Below are 18,553 nucleotides of genomic sequence, written 5' to 3'. Positions count from 1 at the left end.
AGGTCTTCATCATGCAGGGTATTATCTACGAAGAAGCCTCGATCTGGCATTTTCTCTTTGTCACCGGGCTGCTCGGCGGCGGGGCCGCATGGATGACCGGCAAAGCCGTGGCCCAGACCTGGGGCACTCACGTTCGGCTGTTGCTGTTTATGCTCGGCCTCGGCATCGGGGTAAGGTTCATCCATCATGCGCTGTTCGACGGCACGATGTTCTCGCTGCACTACTATATCGTCGACACCATCGTGCTGATGGTCCTGGGCTTCCTCGGCTATCAATACACGCGCACCAACCAGATGGTCACACAGTATAATTGGCTCTACGAAAGAGCTTCCTTATTAAGCTGGAAACCGAAAGGTTGACATTCACCATTACGCTGTTTCGGGGATGAATCGGCGTGACAAGTGCCTGAAAATCGGCATTCTATGCTTTCTGCGATAAGGGTGGGCATCGCATGAAAGTATCATCCACGCCCACTCCGTAAATGGGAGCGTTTCAATGAAAAAATCACTCTTGTCCGCCGTGGCGCTGACCGCGTTTATCGCGTTCAGCGGCAGCGCGTGGGCCGCCGACCTCCTGATCGGCGTCGCCGGTCCGATCACTGGCCCGAACGCCGCCTTCGGCGCGCAGTTGCAGAAGGGCGCGGAACAGGCGATCGCCGACATCAATGCGGCGGGCGGCGTTAATGGCCAGCAGCTCAAGCTCGAGATTGGCGACGACGTCTCCGATCCCAAGCAGGGCATCTCGGTCGCCAACAAGTTCGTCGCCGACGGCGTGAAGTATGTCGACGGCCACTTCAACTCGGGCGTGACGATCCCCGCGTCGGAGGTCTATGCGGAAAACGGCATCCTCGTCATGACGCCGGCGGCGACCAATCCGAAGCTCACCGAGCGTGGCCTCTGGAACACCTTCCGTACCTGCGGTCGCGACGACCAGCAGGGTAAGGTGGCTGGCGATTACATCGCCAAGAACTTCAAGGACGCCAAGATCGCGATCGTCCACGACAAGACGCCTTACGGCCAGGGCCTCGCCGACGAGACCAAGAAGAACCTCAACGCCAACGGCATCAAGGAAGTGATGTATGAAGGCATCAATGTCGGCGACAAGGACTTCTCGGCCCTCATCGCCAAGATGAAGGAAAACGGCGTTACCCTGATCTACTGGGGTGGCCTGCACACCGAAGCCGGCCTGATCATCCGTCAGTCGGCGGATCAGGGCCTGAAGGCGCCGCTGTTCTCGGGCGACGGCATCGTCTCCAACGAACTGGCCTCGATCGCTGGCGACGCCGTTGCCGGCACGCTCAACACCTTCGCTCCGGATCCGCGCAAGAATCCGGCCGCCAAGGAAGTGGTGGAGAAGTTCCGCGCCGCCGGCTTCGAGCCGGAAGCCTACACGCTCTACTCCTATGCCGCCGTGCAGATCATCGCCCAGGCCATCACCAAGGTCGGTTCGGCCGACGATGCGCAGAAGGTTGCGGAAATGATCAAGTCCGGCGGTCCGTGGAAGACGGCCATCGGCGAGATCGGCTACGACGCCAAGGGCGACATCACCCGTCCGGACTATGTCATCTACGAATGGAAGAAGGGTGACGACGGCAAGTACAGCTACTTCGAGAAATAAGCCGGCAAACTCAAGCCGACCTGAACGGGATGCCCGGCGCTTGCGCCGGGCATTTTCGTTTTGCGGTGAGGCCGACCGAAAGCTCCGCGCCGCGTGCTCGGGAACGCCCGTCCACCGCCCACTGCCGGTCTTCGGAGAACGGCAATAAAAGTTTGGCGCAAACAAGCGACCTAAATCGTTTTAGGTGTCGCTCAAATTTGTTTGCACTGCAGCATTTTCACGCTAATCATTGCGCCGGTTCATCTTCCCTTACGCTGCTGGAGCTCAGTCCTTGGCCATCACGAAGATCCTCGTCGCCAACCGGTCCGAAATCGCCATCCGCGTGTTCCGCGCTGCCAATGAGCTCGGCATCAAAACCGTGGCGATCTGGGCGGAGGAGGACAAATATTCGCTGCACCGCTTCAAGGCCGACGAGAGCTACCAGGTCGGGCGCGGACCGCATCTGGCCAAGGACATGGGGCCGATCGAAAGCTACCTGTCGATCGACGAGGTCATCCGGGTCGCCAGGCTGTCGGGCGCCGACGCCATCCACCCCGGTTACGGGCTGCTGTCGGAAAGTCCGGAATTCGCCGAGGCCTGCGCCGAAGCCGGCGTCACCTTCATAGGCCCGAAGCCGGAAACCATGCGCCGTCTCGGCAACAAGGTCGCGGCGCGCAACCTAGCGATCGAGGTCGGCGTGCCGGTCGTGCCGGCAACCGATCCGCTGCCGGACGACATGGACGAGGTCAAGAAGCTCGCCGCGAAAATCGGCTATCCGGTGATGCTCAAGGCCTCGTGGGGAGGCGGCGGGCGCGGCATGCGCGCCATCCGCGCCGAGGCCGACCTCGCGCGCGAGGTCATGGAAGGCAAGCGCGAGGCCAAGGCCGCCTTCGGCAAGGACGAGGTCTATCTCGAAAAGCTGATCGAGCGCGCCCGCCATGTCGAGGTGCAGGTGCTGGGCGACACCCACGGCAACGCCGTGCACCTGTTCGAGCGCGACTGCTCGATCCAGCGCCGCAACCAGAAGGTCGTGGAGCGCGCGCCGGCGCCCTATCTCAGCGAAGAGCTGCGCCAGGAGCTTTGCGGCTATGCGCTCAAGATCGCGCATGAGACCAGCTATATCGGGGCCGGCACGGTCGAGTTCCTGCAAGACGCCGACACCGGCAAGTTCTATTTCATCGAAGTCAATCCGCGCATCCAGGTCGAGCACACCGTCACCGAGCAGGTAACCGGCATCGACATCGTCAAGGCGCAGATCCATATCCTCGACGGCTTCGCCATCGGCACGAAGCAATCGGGCGTGCCGGCGCAGAAGGATATCAGGCTCAACGGCCATGCGCTCCAGTGCCGTATCACCACCGAGGATCCGGAGCACAATTTCATCCCGGATTATGGCCGCATCACCGCCTATCGCGAGGCGGCAGGCTTCGGTATCCGGCTCGACGGCGGCACCGCCTATTCTGGCGCGGTCATCACCCGCTTCTACGATCCGCTGCTGGAAAAGGTGACGGCCTGGGCGCCGACGCCGGGCGAGGCGATCTCGCGCATGAACCGGGCGCTGCGCGAGTTCCGCATCCGCGGCGTGGCCACCAACCTCACCTTCCTCGAAGCGATCATCAACCACCCGCGCTTCGCCGACAATTCCTACACGACCAGGTTCATCGACACGACGCCGGAACTGTTCGAGCAGGTGAAGCGGCAGGACCGCGCCACCAAGCTGCTCAACTACCTCGCCGATGTCAGCGTCAACGGCCACCCCGAGACGCGCGGCCGGCCGATGCCGAAGGCCAATGCGGCCGCGCCCGTGGTGCCCTATCTCAACGGCCACATTCCGGATGGCAGCAAGCAGAGGCTCGACGCGCTCGGCCCGGAGAAATTCGCGGCCTGGATGCGGGAGCAGCGTCAGGTGCTGGTCACCGACACGACGATGCGCGACGGCCACCAGTCGCTGCTCGCCACGCGCATGCGCACGCATGACATTGTCGGCATCGCCGGCACCTATGCGCGGGCGCTGCCGCAATTGCTTTCGCTGGAATGCTGGGGCGGCGCCACCTTCGATGTCGCCATGCGCTTCCTCACCGAGGACCCGTGGGAGCGGCTGAGCAAAGTGCGCGAGGCCGCACCCAACCTTCTGCTGCAGATGCTGCTGCGCGGCGCCAACGGCGTCGGCTACACCAACTATCCCGACAATGTCGTCCAGCATTTCGTCAAGCAGGCGGCAAGCGGCGGCGTCGACCTGTTCCGCGTCTTCGACTGCCTGAACTGGGTCGAGAACATGCGCGTCGCCATGGATGCGGTCGGCGCCGAGGGCAAGCTGGTCGAGGCGGCGATGTGCTACACCGGCGACATCCTCGATCCGGCGCGGGCCAAGTACGACCTCAAATACTATGTCGGGCTGGCCAAGGAGCTGGAGGCCGCCGGCGCGCATATCATCGCCGTCAAGGACATGGCCGGCCTGCTGAAGCCGGCCGCGGCGCGCGCACTGTTCAAGGCGCTGCGCGAGGCGACCGACCTGCCGATCCATTTCCATACGCACGACACGTCGGGCCTCTCGGCGGCGACGGTGCTTGCGGCGGTGGAAAGCGGCGCCGACGCCATCGACGCGGCGATGGATTCCTTCTCCGGCAACACCTCGCAGCCCTGCCTCGGCTCGATCGTCGAGGCGCTGAAGGGCACCGAGCGCGATCCCGGTCTCGATCCGCAATGGATCCGCCGCATCTCCTTCTATTGGGAAGCGGTGCGCAATCAGTACGCCGCCTTCGAGAGCGATCTCAAGGGGCCTGCCTCGGAAGTCTATCTGCACGAAATGCCGGGCGGCCAGTTCACCAACCTCAAGGAACAGGCGCGCTCGCTTGGGCTCGAGACGCGCTGGCACGAGGTCGCGCAGGCCTATCACGACGTCAACCTGATGTTCGGCGACATCGTCAAGGTGACGCCCTCGTCCAAGGTGGTCGGCGACATGGCGCTGATGATGATCAGCCAGGATCTCACCGTCGCCGATGTCGAGAACCCGGCCAAGGACATCGCCTTCCCGGATTCGGTCGTGTCGATGCTGCGCGGCGATCTCGGCCAGTCGCCCGGCGGCTGGCCGGCGGCGCTGCAGAAGAAGGCGCTGAAGGGTGAGAAGCCGATCAAGGTTCGGCCGGGCTCACTGCTAAAAGAAGCCGACCTCAAGGCCAGCCGCAAGGATATCGAGACGAAGCTCGACCGCAAGCTCTCGGAATACGAGTTCGCGTCGTGGCTGATGTATCCGAAGGTGTTCACCGACTTCGCCGCGGCGCAGGAGACCTATGGGCCGGTGAGCGTGCTGCCGACGCCGACCTATTTCTACGGCATGAAGTCGGAAGACGAGATCTTCCTCGATATCGAGAAGGGCAAGACCCTGGTGGTTCGCTGCCAGGCGTTCGGCGATGTCGACGACAAGGGCATGGTCACCGTGTTCTTCGAGCTCAACGGCCAGCCGCGCCGCGTCAAGGTGCCGGACAGGGCGCATGGCGCTTCCGCGGCCAAGGCGCGCCGCAAGGCCGAGCCCGGCAATGAGGGGCATGTCGGCGCGCCGATGCCAGGCGTCGTGTCGGCGCTTGCGGTGGCGGCCGGGCAGACGGTCAAGGCGGGCGACGTGCTCTTGTCGATCGAGGCCATGAAGATGGAAACCGCGCTGCACGCCGAACGCGATGGCGAGATCGCCGAAGTGCTGGTCAAGGCCGGCGACCAGATCGATGCGAAGGATCTGTTGATCGCATTCAAATAGGCGCGCCGATATTCAGGTGAGGCCGGCCTGCAAACGCTGGCCTCCTGCGCTTCCGGTGCTCACGTACTTCACGTACGCTCCGCTCCGGTTCTCGGAAGCCGCCGTTTTCGACTCGGCCTGACCTGAATCTCGACGCACCTTAAGATGTGCCTGGCCGTCCACAGCCGCTCGACAAGTGTCTTGACCCGCCGCGTCCGCTCGGGCAGGGAACCCGCTCCAATTTGCCGTGGCGGGAATCGCCACGGCTCCAGAAGACGCGGAGAGAAAAATGGCCGACGAAATCACCGAGACCAGCCAGACTGTAGCCGCCGGCCAGCTGCGCACCATCATCGAGCGCATCGAGCGGCTCGAGGAAGAGAAGAAGACGATCTCCGACGACATCAAGGATGTCTATGCCGAGGCCAAGGGCACCGGCTTCGACACCAAGGCGATCCGCACCATCGTGCGGCTGCGCAAGAAGGACCAGGCCGAGCGCCAGGAAGAAGAGTCGATCCTGGATCTCTACAAGGCCGCCCTCGGCATGGCGTAAGCCTCGTGGCCGGGAGCCGGCCATGAACGAATTCGACTTCGGCGGCCGTCGCGCCTCGGAGTTCCGCCATCGCGGCTTCTGGGTGCTGTTCGCCGAACGTCACCCGCAAGAAAAGGGAAGGCTCGCGCGACGCGGGCCGTGGTTCTGGCAGCGCGGGCTGCCGGATTTCGCTTTGGTCCTTTCGATGTATGTCGCGCCGGCGCAAAACCATGTCGGCGTCTTCTTCGGGCGCAATGAGAAGTTCGGCGCCACGGAATCATGGTCGCGATTGAAACCGTTCCAGCCGGCGATCGAGGCGAGGCTGAAGCTCAAGCCCGAGCAGAGCTGCGAAGGTCTCGGCATCAACTCGATGTGGCGGGTGAACTGCTATGCCGAGGACAACTGGCCGGCCATGACCGACTGGCTGGTGACGGAATGCTCACGCTTCGAGGAAGCCGTGACCGACGTTCTGGGGCAGAGATAGGGCGCCGGTGATGACGGACTTTTTCCGGACGCGGTGGAGAGGTGAAGCGCCGCTCGACCGGCTGTTCTGGCGCGACATGCTGCTGGTCGGAACCATCCTGAGTATCGCTTCGTCGGCGCTGGCGCTCGTCCTGCTTGGTCTGAAGCTGCCGCTCTGGCTGGTGCTGACGGCGCATTTCCTCCCCGTTCCCTACAACATCTTCCTGACCATCGCCGTCTGGCGGACGGCGGAGAAGAGCGGCGGCCTGAAGGCGCAGCTGATGATGTTGGGCTCCGCGCTCTGGCTGATCGCGACGGCCGTCGTCTAATGCATGTCGCGCAAAAGTGACCTCGGTTTTGCGATGACGACATGCATCAAACAAACACCTAAAGCACGTTGTGTGAATCCGTTTTCACGCGACGCGCTTTAGTGCGTTTCACCGTTTCACGGAAACGGCGAACCGCACTATCTCCTTGTTTTGACGCAATTTCGGACGGAAAACCGCTCACACTTTTCCTGAAATTGCTCTAGAGACCTGGCCCGCATGAAAAAGGGCGGCCGGAGCCGCCCTTTGCGAAGTCATTCCCGAGGCATCAAGCTGTCGGCTCGAAACGCAACGCCACGCCGTTAATGCAATAGCGCAGGCCGGTCGGCGGCGGGCCGTCCTCGAAGACATGGCCGAGATGGCTGCCGCAGCGCGCGCAATGGCATTCGGTGCGGACCATGCCGTAGCTGCGGTCGACGGTGGTCTCGATCGAGCCCGCGACCGGGTCGTTGAAGCTCGGCCAGCCGGTGCCGCTCTCGAACTTCAGTTTGGATTCGAACAGCGGCTGGTCGCAGCCGACGCAGTAGAAGGTGCCGGCGCGCTTCTCATAGAGCAGGGCGCAACTGCCGGGGCGCTCGGTGCCGTGGTTGCGCATCACGGCATACTGCTCCGGCGTCAGCTTGGCGCGCCATTCGGCATCGGTGCGGGTGACGGGATAGGCGTGGGTGTCCATGAAATCTCCTCGGCCTTGGCGGCTCGTTGTTGCTTGCAACGGGTATTCGTCAAAACATAGGCGTTTGTTACAAACGCCGCCAGTGAGAGCGTCCCCGACACGGGGACTTTGAAAGGCTGCCATTTGTCTTGGCGCAGGATTTTCCGTTCATTTTCCGTGAAATCAGCGCAAACGCCGGAGATTGGTTGAAGCCGCCCAACGTCGTCGTTCTATGGCGGAGCAAGGAGCGAAGCGACGCGGCGCAGACCATAGAATGACGATCGCGATGGGCGTTTCGGCCAATCTCCAAGGCATGCCACCTGCCAACGCAAACAGAGCCGACCGGTCAAAATCCCTGGTGCCGGGGAACTAGTGCTTGCGTGACAACTGCCTGGTCGCTGCTTCCAGCCCGGCCAATGTCAGCGGGAACATGCGGCCGCCGAAGATATCGCTGATCAACTGGATCGAATGCGTGTAGCGCCAGTTCTTCTCGGCTTCAGGGTTCAGCCAGATCGCATTCGGCCATTGCTGCAACAGGCGCGCCAGCCACACACTTCCGGCCTCCGGATTCCAATGTTCGACCGAGCCGCCCGGATGCGCGATCTCGTAGGGGCTCATCGAGGCGTCGCCGACGACGATCACCTTGTAGTCCGGTCCGTATTTGTGGATCAGGTCGAAGGTCGGGATCGTCTCGGCCAGCCGCCGGCGATTGTCCTTCCAGACGCGCTCGTAGAGGCAGTTGTGGAAGTAGAAATATTCGAGCTGGCGGAACTCGGCGCGCGCGGCCGAAAACAGTTCCTCGACGCCGCGTATATGGTCGTCCATCGAGCCGCCGACGTCGAAGAACATCAGAAGCTTCACGGCGTTGCGCCGCTCGGGGCGGGTCTGCACGTCGAGATAGCCGTGCTCGGCGGTGGCGTGAATGGTGCCGGGCAGGTCGAACTCTTCCTCGGCGCCCTCGCGCACCCAGCGGCGCAGCCGCTTCAGCGCGACCTTGATGTTGCGCGTGCCGAGCTCGACCGTGTCGTCGAAATTCTTGAACTCGCGCTTGTCCCAGACTTTCACCGCGCGGCGATGCCGGCTCTCATGCTGGCCGATCCGCACGCCTTCGGGGTTGTAGCCGTACGCGCCGAAGGGCGAGGTGCCGCCGGTGCCGATCCATTTCGAGCCGCCCTGGTGGCGGCCTTTTTGCTCTTCCAGCCGCTTCTTCAAGATTTCCATCAGCTTGTCGAAACCGCCCAAAGCCTCGACCAGCTTCTTTTCCTCCTCCGTCAGGTGCTTTTCGGCCAACCGGCGCAGCCACTCCTCCGGGATGTTGGCGACATCGACAGCGTCGGGACCGCCAAGCGCCTCGACGCCCTTGAAGACATGCGCGAACACCTGATCGAAACGGTCGATATGGCGCTCGTCCTTCACCAGGGCCGAGCGGGCGAGGTAATAGAAAGCCTCGACGTCATAATCGACCAGCCCGGCTTCCAGCCCTTCCAGCAGCGACAGATATTCCCTGAGCGAAACGGGAACCCGCGCGGCCTTCAGCTCGAGGAAGAAGGGGATGAACATGGTTGGGCTGCTATCTGTGCCTCACGATCACGGCGGAATCACCGTGGGCGCTGTCGATTTCCCCGGACCGTAGCAAATCCGCCAGCGCACGCGGTTTGGGAACGGGCAGCTGCTTCGCCACCCGAGCTTCGGTCCACTCGCGGATGGCGAGCGACGCGTCGGCAATCGCTTGCTCGGGGCTTACGCCGCCTCCGTGGCAGCCTGGAAGGTCAGGGACCCGCACGCCCCACACGTCATTGGAGCCATCCAAAATTCCAACGTAGCCGGTCATTCAGTTCGTTCTACGGTATTAATCCCGCGCTCTTCATAGCAGATCGTACTCGATGAAGCCCGTACGCCGCGCCACATGGTCGTAGAGCCTGCGCGCCGTGGCGTTGGTCTCGTGCGTCATCCAGTAGACGTTTTTCACCCCGATCTTGCCGGCTTCGTCCTGCACGGCTTTGATGAGTGCTGCGCCCACGCCTTTGCCGCGCACCTGAGGGTCGGCGAACAGGTCCTGCAGGTAGCAGTTGTTTTTCTCGGACCAGCCGGAGCGATGGTAGAGGTAGTGGGTGAGGCCGACAGCCTTGCCGTCGAGCGTGGCGATGAAACCCTTCGGCTCGAACTCCCCGTCCGCGAACAGCCGCTTCCAGGTGATCGCGTAGACCTCTTCCGGCAGCTTCGTCTCATAGAAGGTCAGATAGTCGGTCCAAAGCCGGCGCCACTCGGTGTGGTCGGACTGCGCGAGCGGGCGAATGATGATCTCGGACATTTTTTCCTCCAACATTTGGCCCGAAGCTGCGGCAGCGGCCGCTCGCCGGCAACGGTCCACAGCGCGGGAAAGCGCTATTGCTGCCGCTTAAAGCGCGACGCGCTTTAGGCCGTTGTTTTATGCATGTCGTTGTCCCAGAACCGCTCCACACTTCTGGGCGACACGCATTATTGCTGCCGCCTCGCCATGAAGGCCAGTCGCTCGAACAGATGCACGTCCTGCTCGTTCTTCAGCAGCGCGCCATGCAGCTTCGGCAGCATGTTCTTCGGGTCGCCGCGCAGGTCCTCGGGCGCGATGTCGTCGGCGACCAAAAGGCGGATCCAGTCGAGCGCTTCGGAGGTCGAGGGCTTCTTCTTCAGGCCCGGCACGTCGCGGATCTCGTAGAACTGGGTGAGTGCCGCCCGCACCAGGTTCAGCTTGATGCCCGGATAATGCACCTCGACGATGCGGTGCAGCGTGTCGATGTCAGGAAAGCGGATATAGTGGAAGAAGCAGCGGCGCAGGAAGGCGTCCGGCAGTTCCTTCTCGTTGTTCGAGGTGATGATGACGATCGGCCGGAACTCGGCGCGGATCGTCTCGCCTGTCTCGTAGACGAAGAACTCCATCCGGTCGAGTTCCTGCAGGAGGTCGTTGGGGAATTCGATGTCGGCCTTATCGATCTCGTCGATCAAAAGCACGACCTTCTTTTGCGCCGCGAAGGCGTCCCACAGCTTGCCGCGCTTGATGTAGTTGGCGATGTCGTTGAAGCGCTCGTCGCCGAGCTGGCTGTCGCGCAGCCGCGAGACGGCGTCATATTCGTAAAGGCCCTGCTGCGCCTTGGTGGTCGACTTGACGTTCCATTCGATGAACTCCAGCCCGAGCGCCGTCGCCACCTGGCGGGCGAGCTCAGTCTTGCCGGTGCCGGGCTCGCCCTTGACCAGCAAGGGCCGCTCCAGCGCGATCGCGGCGTTGACCGCAACCATCAGATCCTTGTCGGCGACATAGGCCGCTGTGCCTTCGAAACGCATCTTTTCTCCTGTCCGTGCGGCCGGACCGTAAGGAGGCTGGACGGGCCGCGCAAGGGCGGTTGCGGAAGCGCTTCTTGTCGGGATGGCCTGCAAGACGAATTACAGGCGAATGATTGCCCGTTTCACTGGCGCTCGGCTAACCATCGGCCTATATTTGCTCCCGGCGGTCTGCGCTTCCCGGCAGGAGAAACTTATCCCCGGGGCCTTATCGATCCTTAGGGAGCTGTCCCTGGGAAGACCCGTGGGTTTTCTCACACGGCGCCCACCTACTTTGTAGGCACCCGGGATCGACCTCTCCACCGGTTGTGTGGATCGTCACTTTCTTTTTTCGCATGATCTTTTCACCGAACCGCTGACACTTCGGTGGATCATGCGGTAGAAAACGTCGCTCCTAAAACTCCATCCAAATCTGACCTTTTCTAGCGTCGGCGCATGTCACCATCCAAAGACCTGAAAAAACAGCTTCGCAAGGAAGCGCTGGCGCGGCGCGACGCGCTCGACGAATTCTGGCGCGTGGAAATCGCGCTCGAAATGGCCGAGACCGCGAAGGAAAAAATCGACTTCGAGCCCGGCCGGGTCGTCTCCGGCTTCTGGCCGATGCGCTCGGAGGTCGATGTGCGCCCGCTGATGTTCGCGCTGCGCGAAAAGGGCGCCAGGCTCTGCCTGCCGGCGATCCTCGACAAGACCACGATCGTCTTCCGCGAACTGGTGCGCGGCGCGCCGATGGTCGAGATGGGATTCGGCACGGTCGGGCCGCATGAAGAGGCGGAAGTGCTCGACCCCACGCTGATGCTGGTGCCGCTTGCTGCCTTCGATGCACGCGGCCATCGCATCGGCTACGGCGCCGGCTATTACGACCGCGCCATTTCCAAGCTGGCCGACAAGGGCATCATCCCAAGGCTGATCGGCATCGCCTTCGACTGTCAGGAAGTCGAGCGGGTTCCGGACGAGAACCATGACGTCATCATTCCGGAAATACTGACCGAAAGCGGGTTGCGGCGCTTCGATGTCGCTTAAACTATCGCGACCTGCTTAACCCGTTTCAAACACACATCGGCTATATTCCCGCAAACAGCCCGAGCCGACGGGGATCCTGGTGTTTATTCTTGCGCGCTATTTGCTGATGCCGTTAGCGCTGATCGCGGCGATCCTGTTCCTGATGGCATTGCACATCATAGGAACTGCCCTGCATCACCGGGCCGCCTGGCAGCGCACGGTCGCCACCGCGACGGATGTCAGCCCCTACAGCGAAATGCAGGCGAACGGTCTCAAGACGGACGGCATCAATGTCGTTTTGGCCTACGTCGTCAACGATGCGCCGATGACGTGGTCCGGCAAGGGCAAGGATGTCGGTCTCTACAAGGCGGCCAAGGGCGACAGGATAGAATTCTACTACGACCCTGCCGATCCATCGAACCTCGATACCGCGGCCATGAAAGGCTGGAGCGGCGGGCTGTTGCTGCTTGCGGTCACCGGCGGCTTCACCGCCTTCTATGTCTGGTTCTTCTGGCTGCGCGGGCGCAACGCGCCGCCGGCCATGATGCCCCCAACTGCCCGCGTCCCGGGCGCGGGCGCCAGGCAATCGCAACGGCAGGGCGGCACTTTCGGCCGGCGTTAGGGCCAGTTGCCATCCACGCTTGACGTTCGCGCCTGTCTGGCGAACACTACGGAAATCCAGTAGACAAACATGCTTGAATTCGAGTGGGATGACGAGAAAGCAGCGAGCAATCTTGCCAAGCACGGTGTGGCATTTGCGGATGCCAGACGCCTGTTCGACGACATCCATGCTGTGCATTATTCGGATCGCTCCATGGATTACGAAGAGGAGGGCTTCATCGGCATCGGTATCGTCAATGGATTGGTGCTGACGGTGGTTTACACCGAACGCGGCGACCGAATAAGACTGATCTCCGCCAGAAAGGCGACGCGCCATGAGCAGAAAGCCTATGATCAAGCACGCTGGGACTGAATCCGATTGGAACCGTCTGCGCGCCATGAGCGACGCGGAGGCGGAGGCTGGCGCCTTGGCGGACAAGGACAACCCTCCGCTCAGCACGGATCGGCCCGGACTGGCGCCGGTCGCGCGTGTCAAGGTGATCCGACGGGCCTTGCATCTCACCCAGGAGGAATTTTCCGCCCGCTATCGCATTCCGCTCGGCACGCTTAGAGACTGGGAGCAGGGCAGAACAGAGCCGGACCAGGCAGCGCAGGCCTATCTGCAAGTTATCGCCAAGGAGCCGGAAACGGTGTCGCGGGCGCTCGGGACGCGCAGCGCAGCATGAGACTCCTGTTCCTAGGCGACATGGTTGGCAAGACGGGACGCACGGCGGTTTGGGAACAGCTGCCGGGGCTGATTTCCGACTTCAAGCTCGACTTCGTCATCGTCAATGGCGAGAACGCTGCCGGCGGCTTCGGCATCACCGAAGAAATCTTCCGAGAGACGCTTGCGGCGGGCGCGGATGTCGTCACCACCGGCAACCATGTCTGGGACCAGCGCGACGCGCTGATCTTCGCGCCGCGCGAGGAGCGCTTCCTGCGGCCTTCGAATTTTCCCAAGGGCACGCCGGGGCGCGGCTCGGGCGTCTACATCGCGCGCAACGGCGCGCGCGTGCTGGTCGCCAACATCATGGGGCGCGTCTTCATGCACCCGGAGCTCGACGACCCTTTCCAGGCCGGCGAGCGTGAGCTGGCCGCCTGTCCGCTCGGCGAGCAGGCCGATGCGGCCATCGTCGATTTCCACGCCGAGGCGACGTCGGAGAAGATGTGCTTCGCGCATTTCGTCGACGGCCGTGCCAGCCTGGTGGTCGGCACGCATACGCATCAGCCGACCGCCGACCATCAGATCCTCAATGGCGGCACCGCCTATATTTCGGATGCAGGCATGTGCGGCGATTACGATTCCTCGCTCGGCATGGACAAGGAAGAACCGCTCAACCGGTTTCTGTCCAAGGTGCCGAAGGGTCGCTTCGAGGCGGCGAACGGACCCGCGACCCTGTGCGGCGTCGGTGTCACTATTTCAGACCGCACAGGGCTGGCCGAGAAGATCGCGCCGTTTCGTCGCGGGCCGCGGTTGGAAGAAACGGCGCCGTCCTTCTGGTCGTGACGTTGATATAGGCCAGCTCAATACCTAACTGGCGACGAAACCCGCGAAAACTGCATAGAGCGGCTCAGCGTTTTCATCAAACCGCCGAACCGCTCTAACTATTTATTTTACGAAATTCCGGACGGAAAACCGTCACACACTTTTCCTGGAATTTCTTTGGATCGTAGAGGGGACGACCTTCATGCAGCTTGTCGAATTCCTGGCGCCGCACTTTCACTTTGTTTCCGATCCGACCGCCTGGGTCGCGCTTTTGACGCTGATAGTGCTCGAGGTCGTGCTGGGCATCGACAATCTGATCTTCATCTCGATCCTGACCAACAAGCTGCCGGAAGCGCAGCGCGTCCGCGCGCGCCGGCTGGGCATCTCGGCGGCGCTGGTCATGCGCCTGATCCTGCTCGCCACGATCTCGGTCATCGTGCAACTGACGGCGCCGGTGTTCACCGCCTTCGGCCACGGCTTTTCCTGGCGCGACCTGATCCTGATCGCCGGCGGCCTGTTCCTGGTCTGGAAGGCGACCAAGGAAATCCATCATACGGTCGACCCACAGGACCATCAGGATACGATGGTGGGCACGCTGCAGATGAGCCTTGCCGGTGCTATCTTCCAGATCCTCTTGCTCGACCTCGTCTTCTCGATCGATTCCATCATCACCGCCGTCGGCATGACCGACGAGATCGCCATCATGTATATCGCGGTGATCGTGGCGGTGAGCGTGATGATGCTGGCGGCGACGCCGCTCGCCAATTTCATCGCCAGGAACCCCTCCATCGTCATGCTGGCGCTGGGCTTCCTGTTGATGATCGGCATGACGCTGATCGCCGACGGCATGGGCTACCACGTGCCCAAGGGCTACATCTACGCCGCCATGGGCTTTTCGGCGCTGGTCGAAGGCCTCAACATGCTGGCAAGGAACCGCAAGAAGCAGGGGTCCGGCGGCGGGCATTGAGGCCCGCACACCTTCGTCATTCCAGGGCGGAGCGGCGCGAAGCGGAGCGCAGACCCTGGAATCCATGCCGTTACCCATATCGAAGAACGCAGCGGAGCAGAATTGAGTAACGGCTGAGTGTCAGCCGTCGAACGACTGGGGTATTCATCTGAGACGCGGCGGAACGTCGGCGTCACGGCATGGATGCTGGGGTCTGCGCGCGTCGCTTCGCTCCTTGCTCCGCCCTAGCATGACGAATTCATTTTATGCCCTTCGGGTGACGATCGCCGATCAGGCCGAGCGTCAGGCCCTGTTCCAGCCATGCCTTGGCGCCGGCCAAAACCAGCGAAAAGCCGCCGGTGGATTCGACCGCCTGCCTGACCTGCTCGTCGCTGGAGCCAGCAAAGCCGAAATTGCGGACTTCGAGGAAGGTCGCGTCGTCCGGCATCTCGGTGAACGACCAAACGACGGTCGTCGGCGGATCGCTCCAGCGCATGACGATCTTTTCGTTGGGGACGATCTCGCTCACCTCGACCCTTGTCGAGACGCCATACATGCGCCATTCCCACTCGACCGGCTTGCCTTCGCCCAGCCGACCGCTCGAATGCGTGAACCAGAATTTCGTGGTGACTGCCGGATCGACGATCGCCTCGAAGACCTCGGCGACCGGTCGCCGGATCAGCATGGCGGTTTCGGCGGTAGGGGCTTCCTTGAGTTCCATGAATTTCTCCTGATTGTTTCAGGGCAGATTGACCTGCCAGGAGACGCCGAAGCGGTCGTTGAACCAGGCGAAACGCCGGCTGAAGCCGTAGTCGCCGGTCGGCATCAGAAATCCGCCATCCGTGGAAAGAACGTCGACGATATGGTCCAGTTCCTCTTCGGACGAGCAGTCGACAAAGAAGGAGAAGGACGGCGTGAAGGTGAAGGCGTGGTGCACGGGGCTGTTGTAGATCCTGACCTCGACGCCGCCGATCAAAGCGCGCGCCAGCTTGAGCGTTCCTTCCGTCCCGTCCTCGCCCGAGCCGTAGCGCGTGACGTCGAGGACACGGCTATCGGGAATGGTCCCGCAATAGAGGGTCATGGCCTCCTCGGCCTTTCCCTCGAACATCAGGAATGGTGTTGCTTTCGTCATCGGGCGACCTCCTGCTGCTGGATATTGAATGTCGGGCTCAGATGTTGGTTTCGTTGGCCGGCTCGCCACGCAGCTCGCTGCGATAATAGCCGTCGCGCAGATTGATGCCGTATTCGAGATAGGCCTTCATGCAGGCGAGCATCTGCGACCAGCCTTCGCAGTTGAGGTAGGATTTCTTCAGGCCGACCTCGCCTTCGCGCCAGCCTTCCTCGGCAATGGTGACGAAGGTGCCGCCATCCTCGAGCGGCTCGAAATTCATCTCGATGCGGGTCTTGTAGGCCGGTTTGCCGTCGGCGTCGGTGGCGTCCCAGCGCAGCACGATGCGCTTGTCCTTCGTCACTTCGTCGACCTCCACCGGCACCATCTTCCACCAGGTGACCGTGGTGCCGGCGACAAGTGGGGCCGAGGCGCCGCCAATGGTGGTGAAGTAACCGCTGAGCTTCGTCGGGTTGACGACGGCGTCGAAGACCTCGGCGACCGGTTTCCCGATGCGCCCGGAAATCCTGAATCCCAGGGACATATCCACAGCTCCTTCCTTGCTCGTCCGAACAATATGTTATATAAATATAACATGTCAACCCAAACTGAGGACGACTATGTTTTCAAGGCCTTGGCGCATTCGCGCCGGCGCGAATTGCTGGATCTCCTGAAGGACCAGCCGCAGACCACCGGCGCGCTCTGCGAGGCTTTCCCGGACATGGACCGCTGCACGGTGATGATGCATCTCAAAGTCCTGGAGGAAGCGGATCTGGTCGTGGCGAAGCGCGAGGGGCGCGAGCGCTGGAACCATCTCAATGCCTTGCCGATCAAGCAGATCCATGACCGCTGGATCAGCCAGTATGCCGGCCACGCGATCAGCATTCTCGACCGGTTGAAGTCCGATCTGGAGGGATGAGCGGCCTCTTCGGCGCCTCGGTTACGGCGCGGCTGGACGAATTGAGCCGATTTATCTATAAGCCGGCCATTCCGACAAAGAGCGCCGCGTGCCTTCGCAGGCATGCCCGGGACGTTCTAAAAGGTTGAATTCGAGCATTTTGCCGGAGACGAGGTGATGACACCCCGCTTCGAGATGCTCTAGCCGAACACGACAGGGGTGCCATGGCTGGCCATTCGCAGTTTAAGAACATCATGCATCGCAAGGGTCGTCAGGACGCGGTGCGGTCGAAAATGTTTTCCAAGCTGGCGCGCGAAATCACCGTCGCCGCCAAGACCGGCACGCCGGACCCGGCGATGAACCCCAGGCTGCGCCTTGCGGTGCAGAACGCCAAGGCGGTGTCGATGCCGAAGGACAACATCCAGCGCGCCATCAACAAGGCGTCCGCGGGCGACGGCGAAAACTATGAGGCGGTGCGCTACGAGGGCTACGGTCCCGGCGGCGTCGCGCTGATTGTCGAGGCGCTGACCGACAACCGCAACCGCTCGGCCTCCAATGTGCGCGCCGCCTTCACCAAGGCAGGCGGAGCGCTCGGCGAAACCGGCTCGGTGTCCTTCATGTGGAACCGTGTCGGCGAAATCTACTATCCGGCCTCGGCCGGCAGCGCCGACAAGGTGATGGAAGCGGCGATCGAGGCGGGCGCGGACGATGTCGAGTCGGACGAGGAAGGCCACACCATCTATTGCGGCTTCGAAAATCTCGGCGAAGTGTCGAAGTCGCTCGAAGCCGCGCTCGGCGAGGCGGAATCGGTCAAGCCGATCTGGCAGCCGCAGAACAACGTCCCGGTCGACGAAGAGCGGGCGCAGTCGCTGATGAAGCTGGTCGCCACCCTCGAGGACGACGACGACGTGCAGAGCGTCTACGCCAATTTCGAGGTCGACGACGAGACTATGGCCAAGCTCAGCGCGGCTTGAGCCAAGTCGGGATATGAGCAAAGCTCAATCCGATATGAGCGAGAAGCCGCTTCCCACCATCCGCATCACCTACTGCACGCAATGCCAGTGGCTGTTGCGGGCCGGCTGGATGGCGCAGGAGCTGCTTTCGACCTTCGGCACCGATCTCGGCGAGGTGACGCTGGTGCCGGGCACCGGCGGCATCTTCACCATTTCCTGCAACGATCAGCTCATCTGGGAGCGCAAGCGCGACGGCGGTTTTCCGGATGCGGCAAAGCTCAAGCAGCTGGTCCGCGACGTCATCGACCCGGAGCGGGATCTCGGCCATGCCGACCGCAAGGATCATAAGAAAGATCCCGCCTGAGGTGGGATCTTTTTGCATTTGCGGGCTGCTGTCCTCAGATCAATGCCATGATGAAGCAAGCCATCGCCACGATCGCGGTGACGGTGCGGACGTGGTTCCACATCACCCACTGGTTCAGATGGTTCGCCCACACGGCGGCGCCGTTGGCGCTTTGCGGATCGACGGCGGCCAAGGCGTCGTTGAGCGGAACGTTGAAGACCATGGTCACGATCGGATTGCCGACGAAATAAATCACGGCGCCGGCAAGCAGCCAGTATGAGCCCGACTGGCTCCAGCCGAAGAGAACGGCGGCAATCAACACCAGGCAGATGAGGCCGGTGCCGAACAGCGCGGTCATGAAGGTCGGCGTGATCACCGTGATGTTGATCGAGTTCATCGCCGCGATGCCGCTCGGGACGGGCAGCCGGGCAAGCGCCGCCATGACGAAATTCGAGAAGGCGAAGAAGACGCCGCCGACGACGCCGGCGCCGATCGCGGCGATGAAGGTGAGGGTGGGAAGAAGTTTCATCATCTCGGTTGCTCCAGATGCCGGTTTGTTTTCAAAATGTGATAAATCCTCACATTTGCAAAACGTGATAAACCCTCGTAT

The 18,553-nt window shown here is 62.2% G+C and carries 24 protein-coding genes and 1 other RNA gene; 16 read left to right on the top strand and 9 right to left on the bottom strand.

Annotated elements, in window-relative coordinates:
• The first annotated feature begins 11 nt into the window (after window positions 1–11).
• From AC0YKC_RS27745 to AC0YKC_RS27720, 6 genes are all read left to right on the top strand, one after another.
• Entirely contained in the window at window positions 12–359 is a 348-nt protein-coding gene (locus AC0YKC_RS27745) for a DUF6867 family protein (protein ID WP_320297631.1), read from the top strand.
• A 136-nt stretch (window positions 360–495) separates the two neighbouring features.
• Complete coding sequence (locus AC0YKC_RS27740; RefSeq protein ID WP_320297632.1) at window positions 496–1,617, top strand: branched-chain amino acid ABC transporter substrate-binding protein; 1,122 nt, start codon at window positions 496–498, stop codon at window positions 1,615–1,617.
• A 271-nt stretch (window positions 1,618–1,888) separates the two neighbouring features.
• Window positions 1,889–5,347, top strand: coding sequence for a pyruvate carboxylase (pyc, locus tag AC0YKC_RS27735; protein WP_488513375.1), 3,459 nt, complete (start codon window positions 1,889–1,891; stop codon window positions 5,345–5,347).
• Window positions 5,348–5,615: 268 nt separating this feature from the next.
• Entirely contained in the window at window positions 5,616–5,876 is a 261-nt protein-coding gene (locus tag AC0YKC_RS27730) for a DUF2312 domain-containing protein (RefSeq protein ID WP_095767239.1), read from the top strand.
• A gap of 22 nt (window positions 5,877–5,898) precedes the next feature.
• Window positions 5,899–6,339: a hypothetical protein gene (locus AC0YKC_RS27725; RefSeq protein ID WP_434724374.1), complete on the top strand. Its 441-nt coding sequence runs from the start codon at window positions 5,899–5,901 to the stop codon at window positions 6,337–6,339.
• Between the two features lie 10 nt (window positions 6,340–6,349).
• Window positions 6,350–6,646, top strand: coding sequence for a hypothetical protein (locus tag AC0YKC_RS27720; protein WP_488513374.1), 297 nt, complete (start codon window positions 6,350–6,352; stop codon window positions 6,644–6,646).
• A 265-nt stretch (window positions 6,647–6,911) separates the two neighbouring features.
• On the opposite strand, the gene msrB is transcribed toward AC0YKC_RS27720, so the two are convergent.
• The 5 genes from msrB to AC0YKC_RS27695 all read right to left on the bottom strand — a co-directional run bounded on the left by msrB (window position 6,912) and on the right by AC0YKC_RS27695 (window position 10,613).
• Window positions 6,912–7,316, bottom strand: coding sequence for a peptide-methionine (R)-S-oxide reductase MsrB (gene msrB, locus AC0YKC_RS27715; protein ID WP_434724372.1), 405 nt, complete (start codon window positions 7,314–7,316; stop codon window positions 6,912–6,914).
• Window positions 7,317–7,664: 348 nt separating this feature from the next.
• Window positions 7,665–8,855: a vWA domain-containing protein gene (locus tag AC0YKC_RS27710; RefSeq protein ID WP_488513373.1), complete on the bottom strand. Its 1,191-nt coding sequence runs from the start codon at window positions 8,853–8,855 to the stop codon at window positions 7,665–7,667.
• A gap of 10 nt (window positions 8,856–8,865) precedes the next feature.
• Entirely contained in the window at window positions 8,866–9,126 is a 261-nt protein-coding gene (locus tag AC0YKC_RS27705) for a type II toxin-antitoxin system HicB family antitoxin (RefSeq protein WP_488513372.1), read from the bottom strand.
• A 33-nt stretch (window positions 9,127–9,159) separates the two neighbouring features.
• Window positions 9,160–9,606, bottom strand: a complete 447-nt coding sequence (locus AC0YKC_RS27700) for a GNAT family N-acetyltransferase (RefSeq protein ID WP_488513371.1) — start codon at window positions 9,604–9,606, stop codon at window positions 9,160–9,162.
• A 167-nt stretch (window positions 9,607–9,773) separates the two neighbouring features.
• Window positions 9,774–10,613, bottom strand: a complete 840-nt coding sequence (locus AC0YKC_RS27695) for an AAA family ATPase (protein ID WP_488513370.1) — start codon at window positions 10,611–10,613, stop codon at window positions 9,774–9,776.
• 162 nt (window positions 10,614–10,775) lie between these two features.
• On the opposite strand from AC0YKC_RS27695, the gene ssrS reads away from it, so the two are divergent.
• The 7 genes from ssrS (at window position 10,776) to AC0YKC_RS27660 (ending at window position 14,662) form a co-directional block, all read left to right on the top strand.
• Window positions 10,776–10,931, top strand: a non-coding RNA gene (ssrS, locus tag AC0YKC_RS27690) — 6S RNA.
• Between the two features lie 114 nt (window positions 10,932–11,045).
• Window positions 11,046–11,630: a 5-formyltetrahydrofolate cyclo-ligase gene (locus AC0YKC_RS27685; RefSeq protein ID WP_488513369.1), complete on the top strand. Its 585-nt coding sequence runs from the start codon at window positions 11,046–11,048 to the stop codon at window positions 11,628–11,630.
• A gap of 79 nt (window positions 11,631–11,709) precedes the next feature.
• A complete protein-coding gene (locus AC0YKC_RS27680) occupies window positions 11,710–12,231 on the top strand; it encodes a hypothetical protein (protein ID WP_488513368.1) in 522 nt (173 codons plus the stop codon).
• Window positions 12,232–12,300: 69 nt separating this feature from the next.
• On the top strand, window positions 12,301–12,582 hold the full coding sequence (locus AC0YKC_RS27675; protein WP_488513367.1) for a BrnT family toxin: 282 nt from the start codon (window positions 12,301–12,303) through the stop codon (window positions 12,580–12,582).
• Between the two features lie 25 nt (window positions 12,583–12,607).
• The gene (locus tag AC0YKC_RS27670; RefSeq protein ID WP_488513404.1) at window positions 12,608–12,895 is read left to right on the top strand and encodes a helix-turn-helix domain-containing protein; all 288 of its coding nucleotides are present in this window, start codon (window positions 12,608–12,610) and stop codon (window positions 12,893–12,895) included.
• A complete protein-coding gene (locus AC0YKC_RS27665) occupies window positions 12,892–13,716 on the top strand; it encodes a TIGR00282 family metallophosphoesterase (protein ID WP_320296411.1) in 825 nt (274 codons plus the stop codon). The genes AC0YKC_RS27670 and AC0YKC_RS27665 overlap by 4 nt, the downstream gene beginning before the upstream one ends.
• A gap of 181 nt (window positions 13,717–13,897) precedes the next feature.
• On the top strand, window positions 13,898–14,662 hold the full coding sequence (locus AC0YKC_RS27660; protein ID WP_434724365.1) for a TerC family protein: 765 nt from the start codon (window positions 13,898–13,900) through the stop codon (window positions 14,660–14,662).
• Between the two features lie 238 nt (window positions 14,663–14,900).
• Here AC0YKC_RS27660 and AC0YKC_RS27655 read toward each other — a convergent pair whose 3' ends face one another.
• The 3 genes from AC0YKC_RS27655 to AC0YKC_RS27645 are packed head-to-tail and all read right to left on the bottom strand — an operon-like array spanning window position 14,901 to window position 16,293.
• Window positions 14,901–15,362, bottom strand: a complete 462-nt coding sequence (locus AC0YKC_RS27655; protein ID WP_488513366.1) for an SRPBCC family protein — start codon at window positions 15,360–15,362, stop codon at window positions 14,901–14,903.
• An 18-nt stretch (window positions 15,363–15,380) separates the two neighbouring features.
• Window positions 15,381–15,773 (bottom strand): VOC family protein, encoded by a 393-nt coding sequence (locus AC0YKC_RS27650; RefSeq protein WP_320296414.1) that lies wholly within the window; start codon window positions 15,771–15,773, stop codon window positions 15,381–15,383.
• Between the two features lie 37 nt (window positions 15,774–15,810).
• Window positions 15,811–16,293 carry an SRPBCC domain-containing protein gene (locus AC0YKC_RS27645; protein WP_320296415.1) on the bottom strand — a complete coding sequence of 161 codons (483 nt, stop codon included), beginning with the start codon at window positions 16,291–16,293 and terminating at the stop codon, window positions 15,811–15,813.
• A gap of 51 nt (window positions 16,294–16,344) precedes the next feature.
• Between AC0YKC_RS27645 and AC0YKC_RS27640 the strand changes: the two genes are divergently transcribed.
• From AC0YKC_RS27640 to AC0YKC_RS27630, 3 genes are all read left to right on the top strand, one after another.
• Window positions 16,345–16,668 carry an ArsR/SmtB family transcription factor gene (locus AC0YKC_RS27640; RefSeq protein ID WP_320296416.1) on the top strand — a complete coding sequence of 108 codons (324 nt, stop codon included), beginning with the start codon at window positions 16,345–16,347 and terminating at the stop codon, window positions 16,666–16,668.
• Window positions 16,669–16,871: 203 nt separating this feature from the next.
• Complete coding sequence (locus AC0YKC_RS27635) at window positions 16,872–17,621, top strand: YebC/PmpR family DNA-binding transcriptional regulator (RefSeq protein ID WP_073984984.1); 750 nt, start codon at window positions 16,872–16,874, stop codon at window positions 17,619–17,621.
• Window positions 17,622–17,655: 34 nt separating this feature from the next.
• Window positions 17,656–17,964 carry an Rdx family protein gene (locus AC0YKC_RS27630; protein ID WP_488513403.1) on the top strand — a complete coding sequence of 103 codons (309 nt, stop codon included), beginning with the start codon at window positions 17,656–17,658 and terminating at the stop codon, window positions 17,962–17,964.
• 34 nt (window positions 17,965–17,998) lie between these two features.
• Here the strand turns inward: AC0YKC_RS27630 and AC0YKC_RS27625 are convergent, their stop codons facing one another.
• Entirely contained in the window at window positions 17,999–18,475 is a 477-nt protein-coding gene (locus AC0YKC_RS27625; RefSeq protein WP_434724362.1) for an anthrone oxygenase family protein, read from the bottom strand.
• Window positions 18,476–18,553: the final 78 nt, after the last annotated feature.

The organism is Mesorhizobium sp. CNPSo 4661, assembly GCF_057784215.1.
This window is presented reverse-complemented; position numbering and strand designations above follow the sequence as displayed.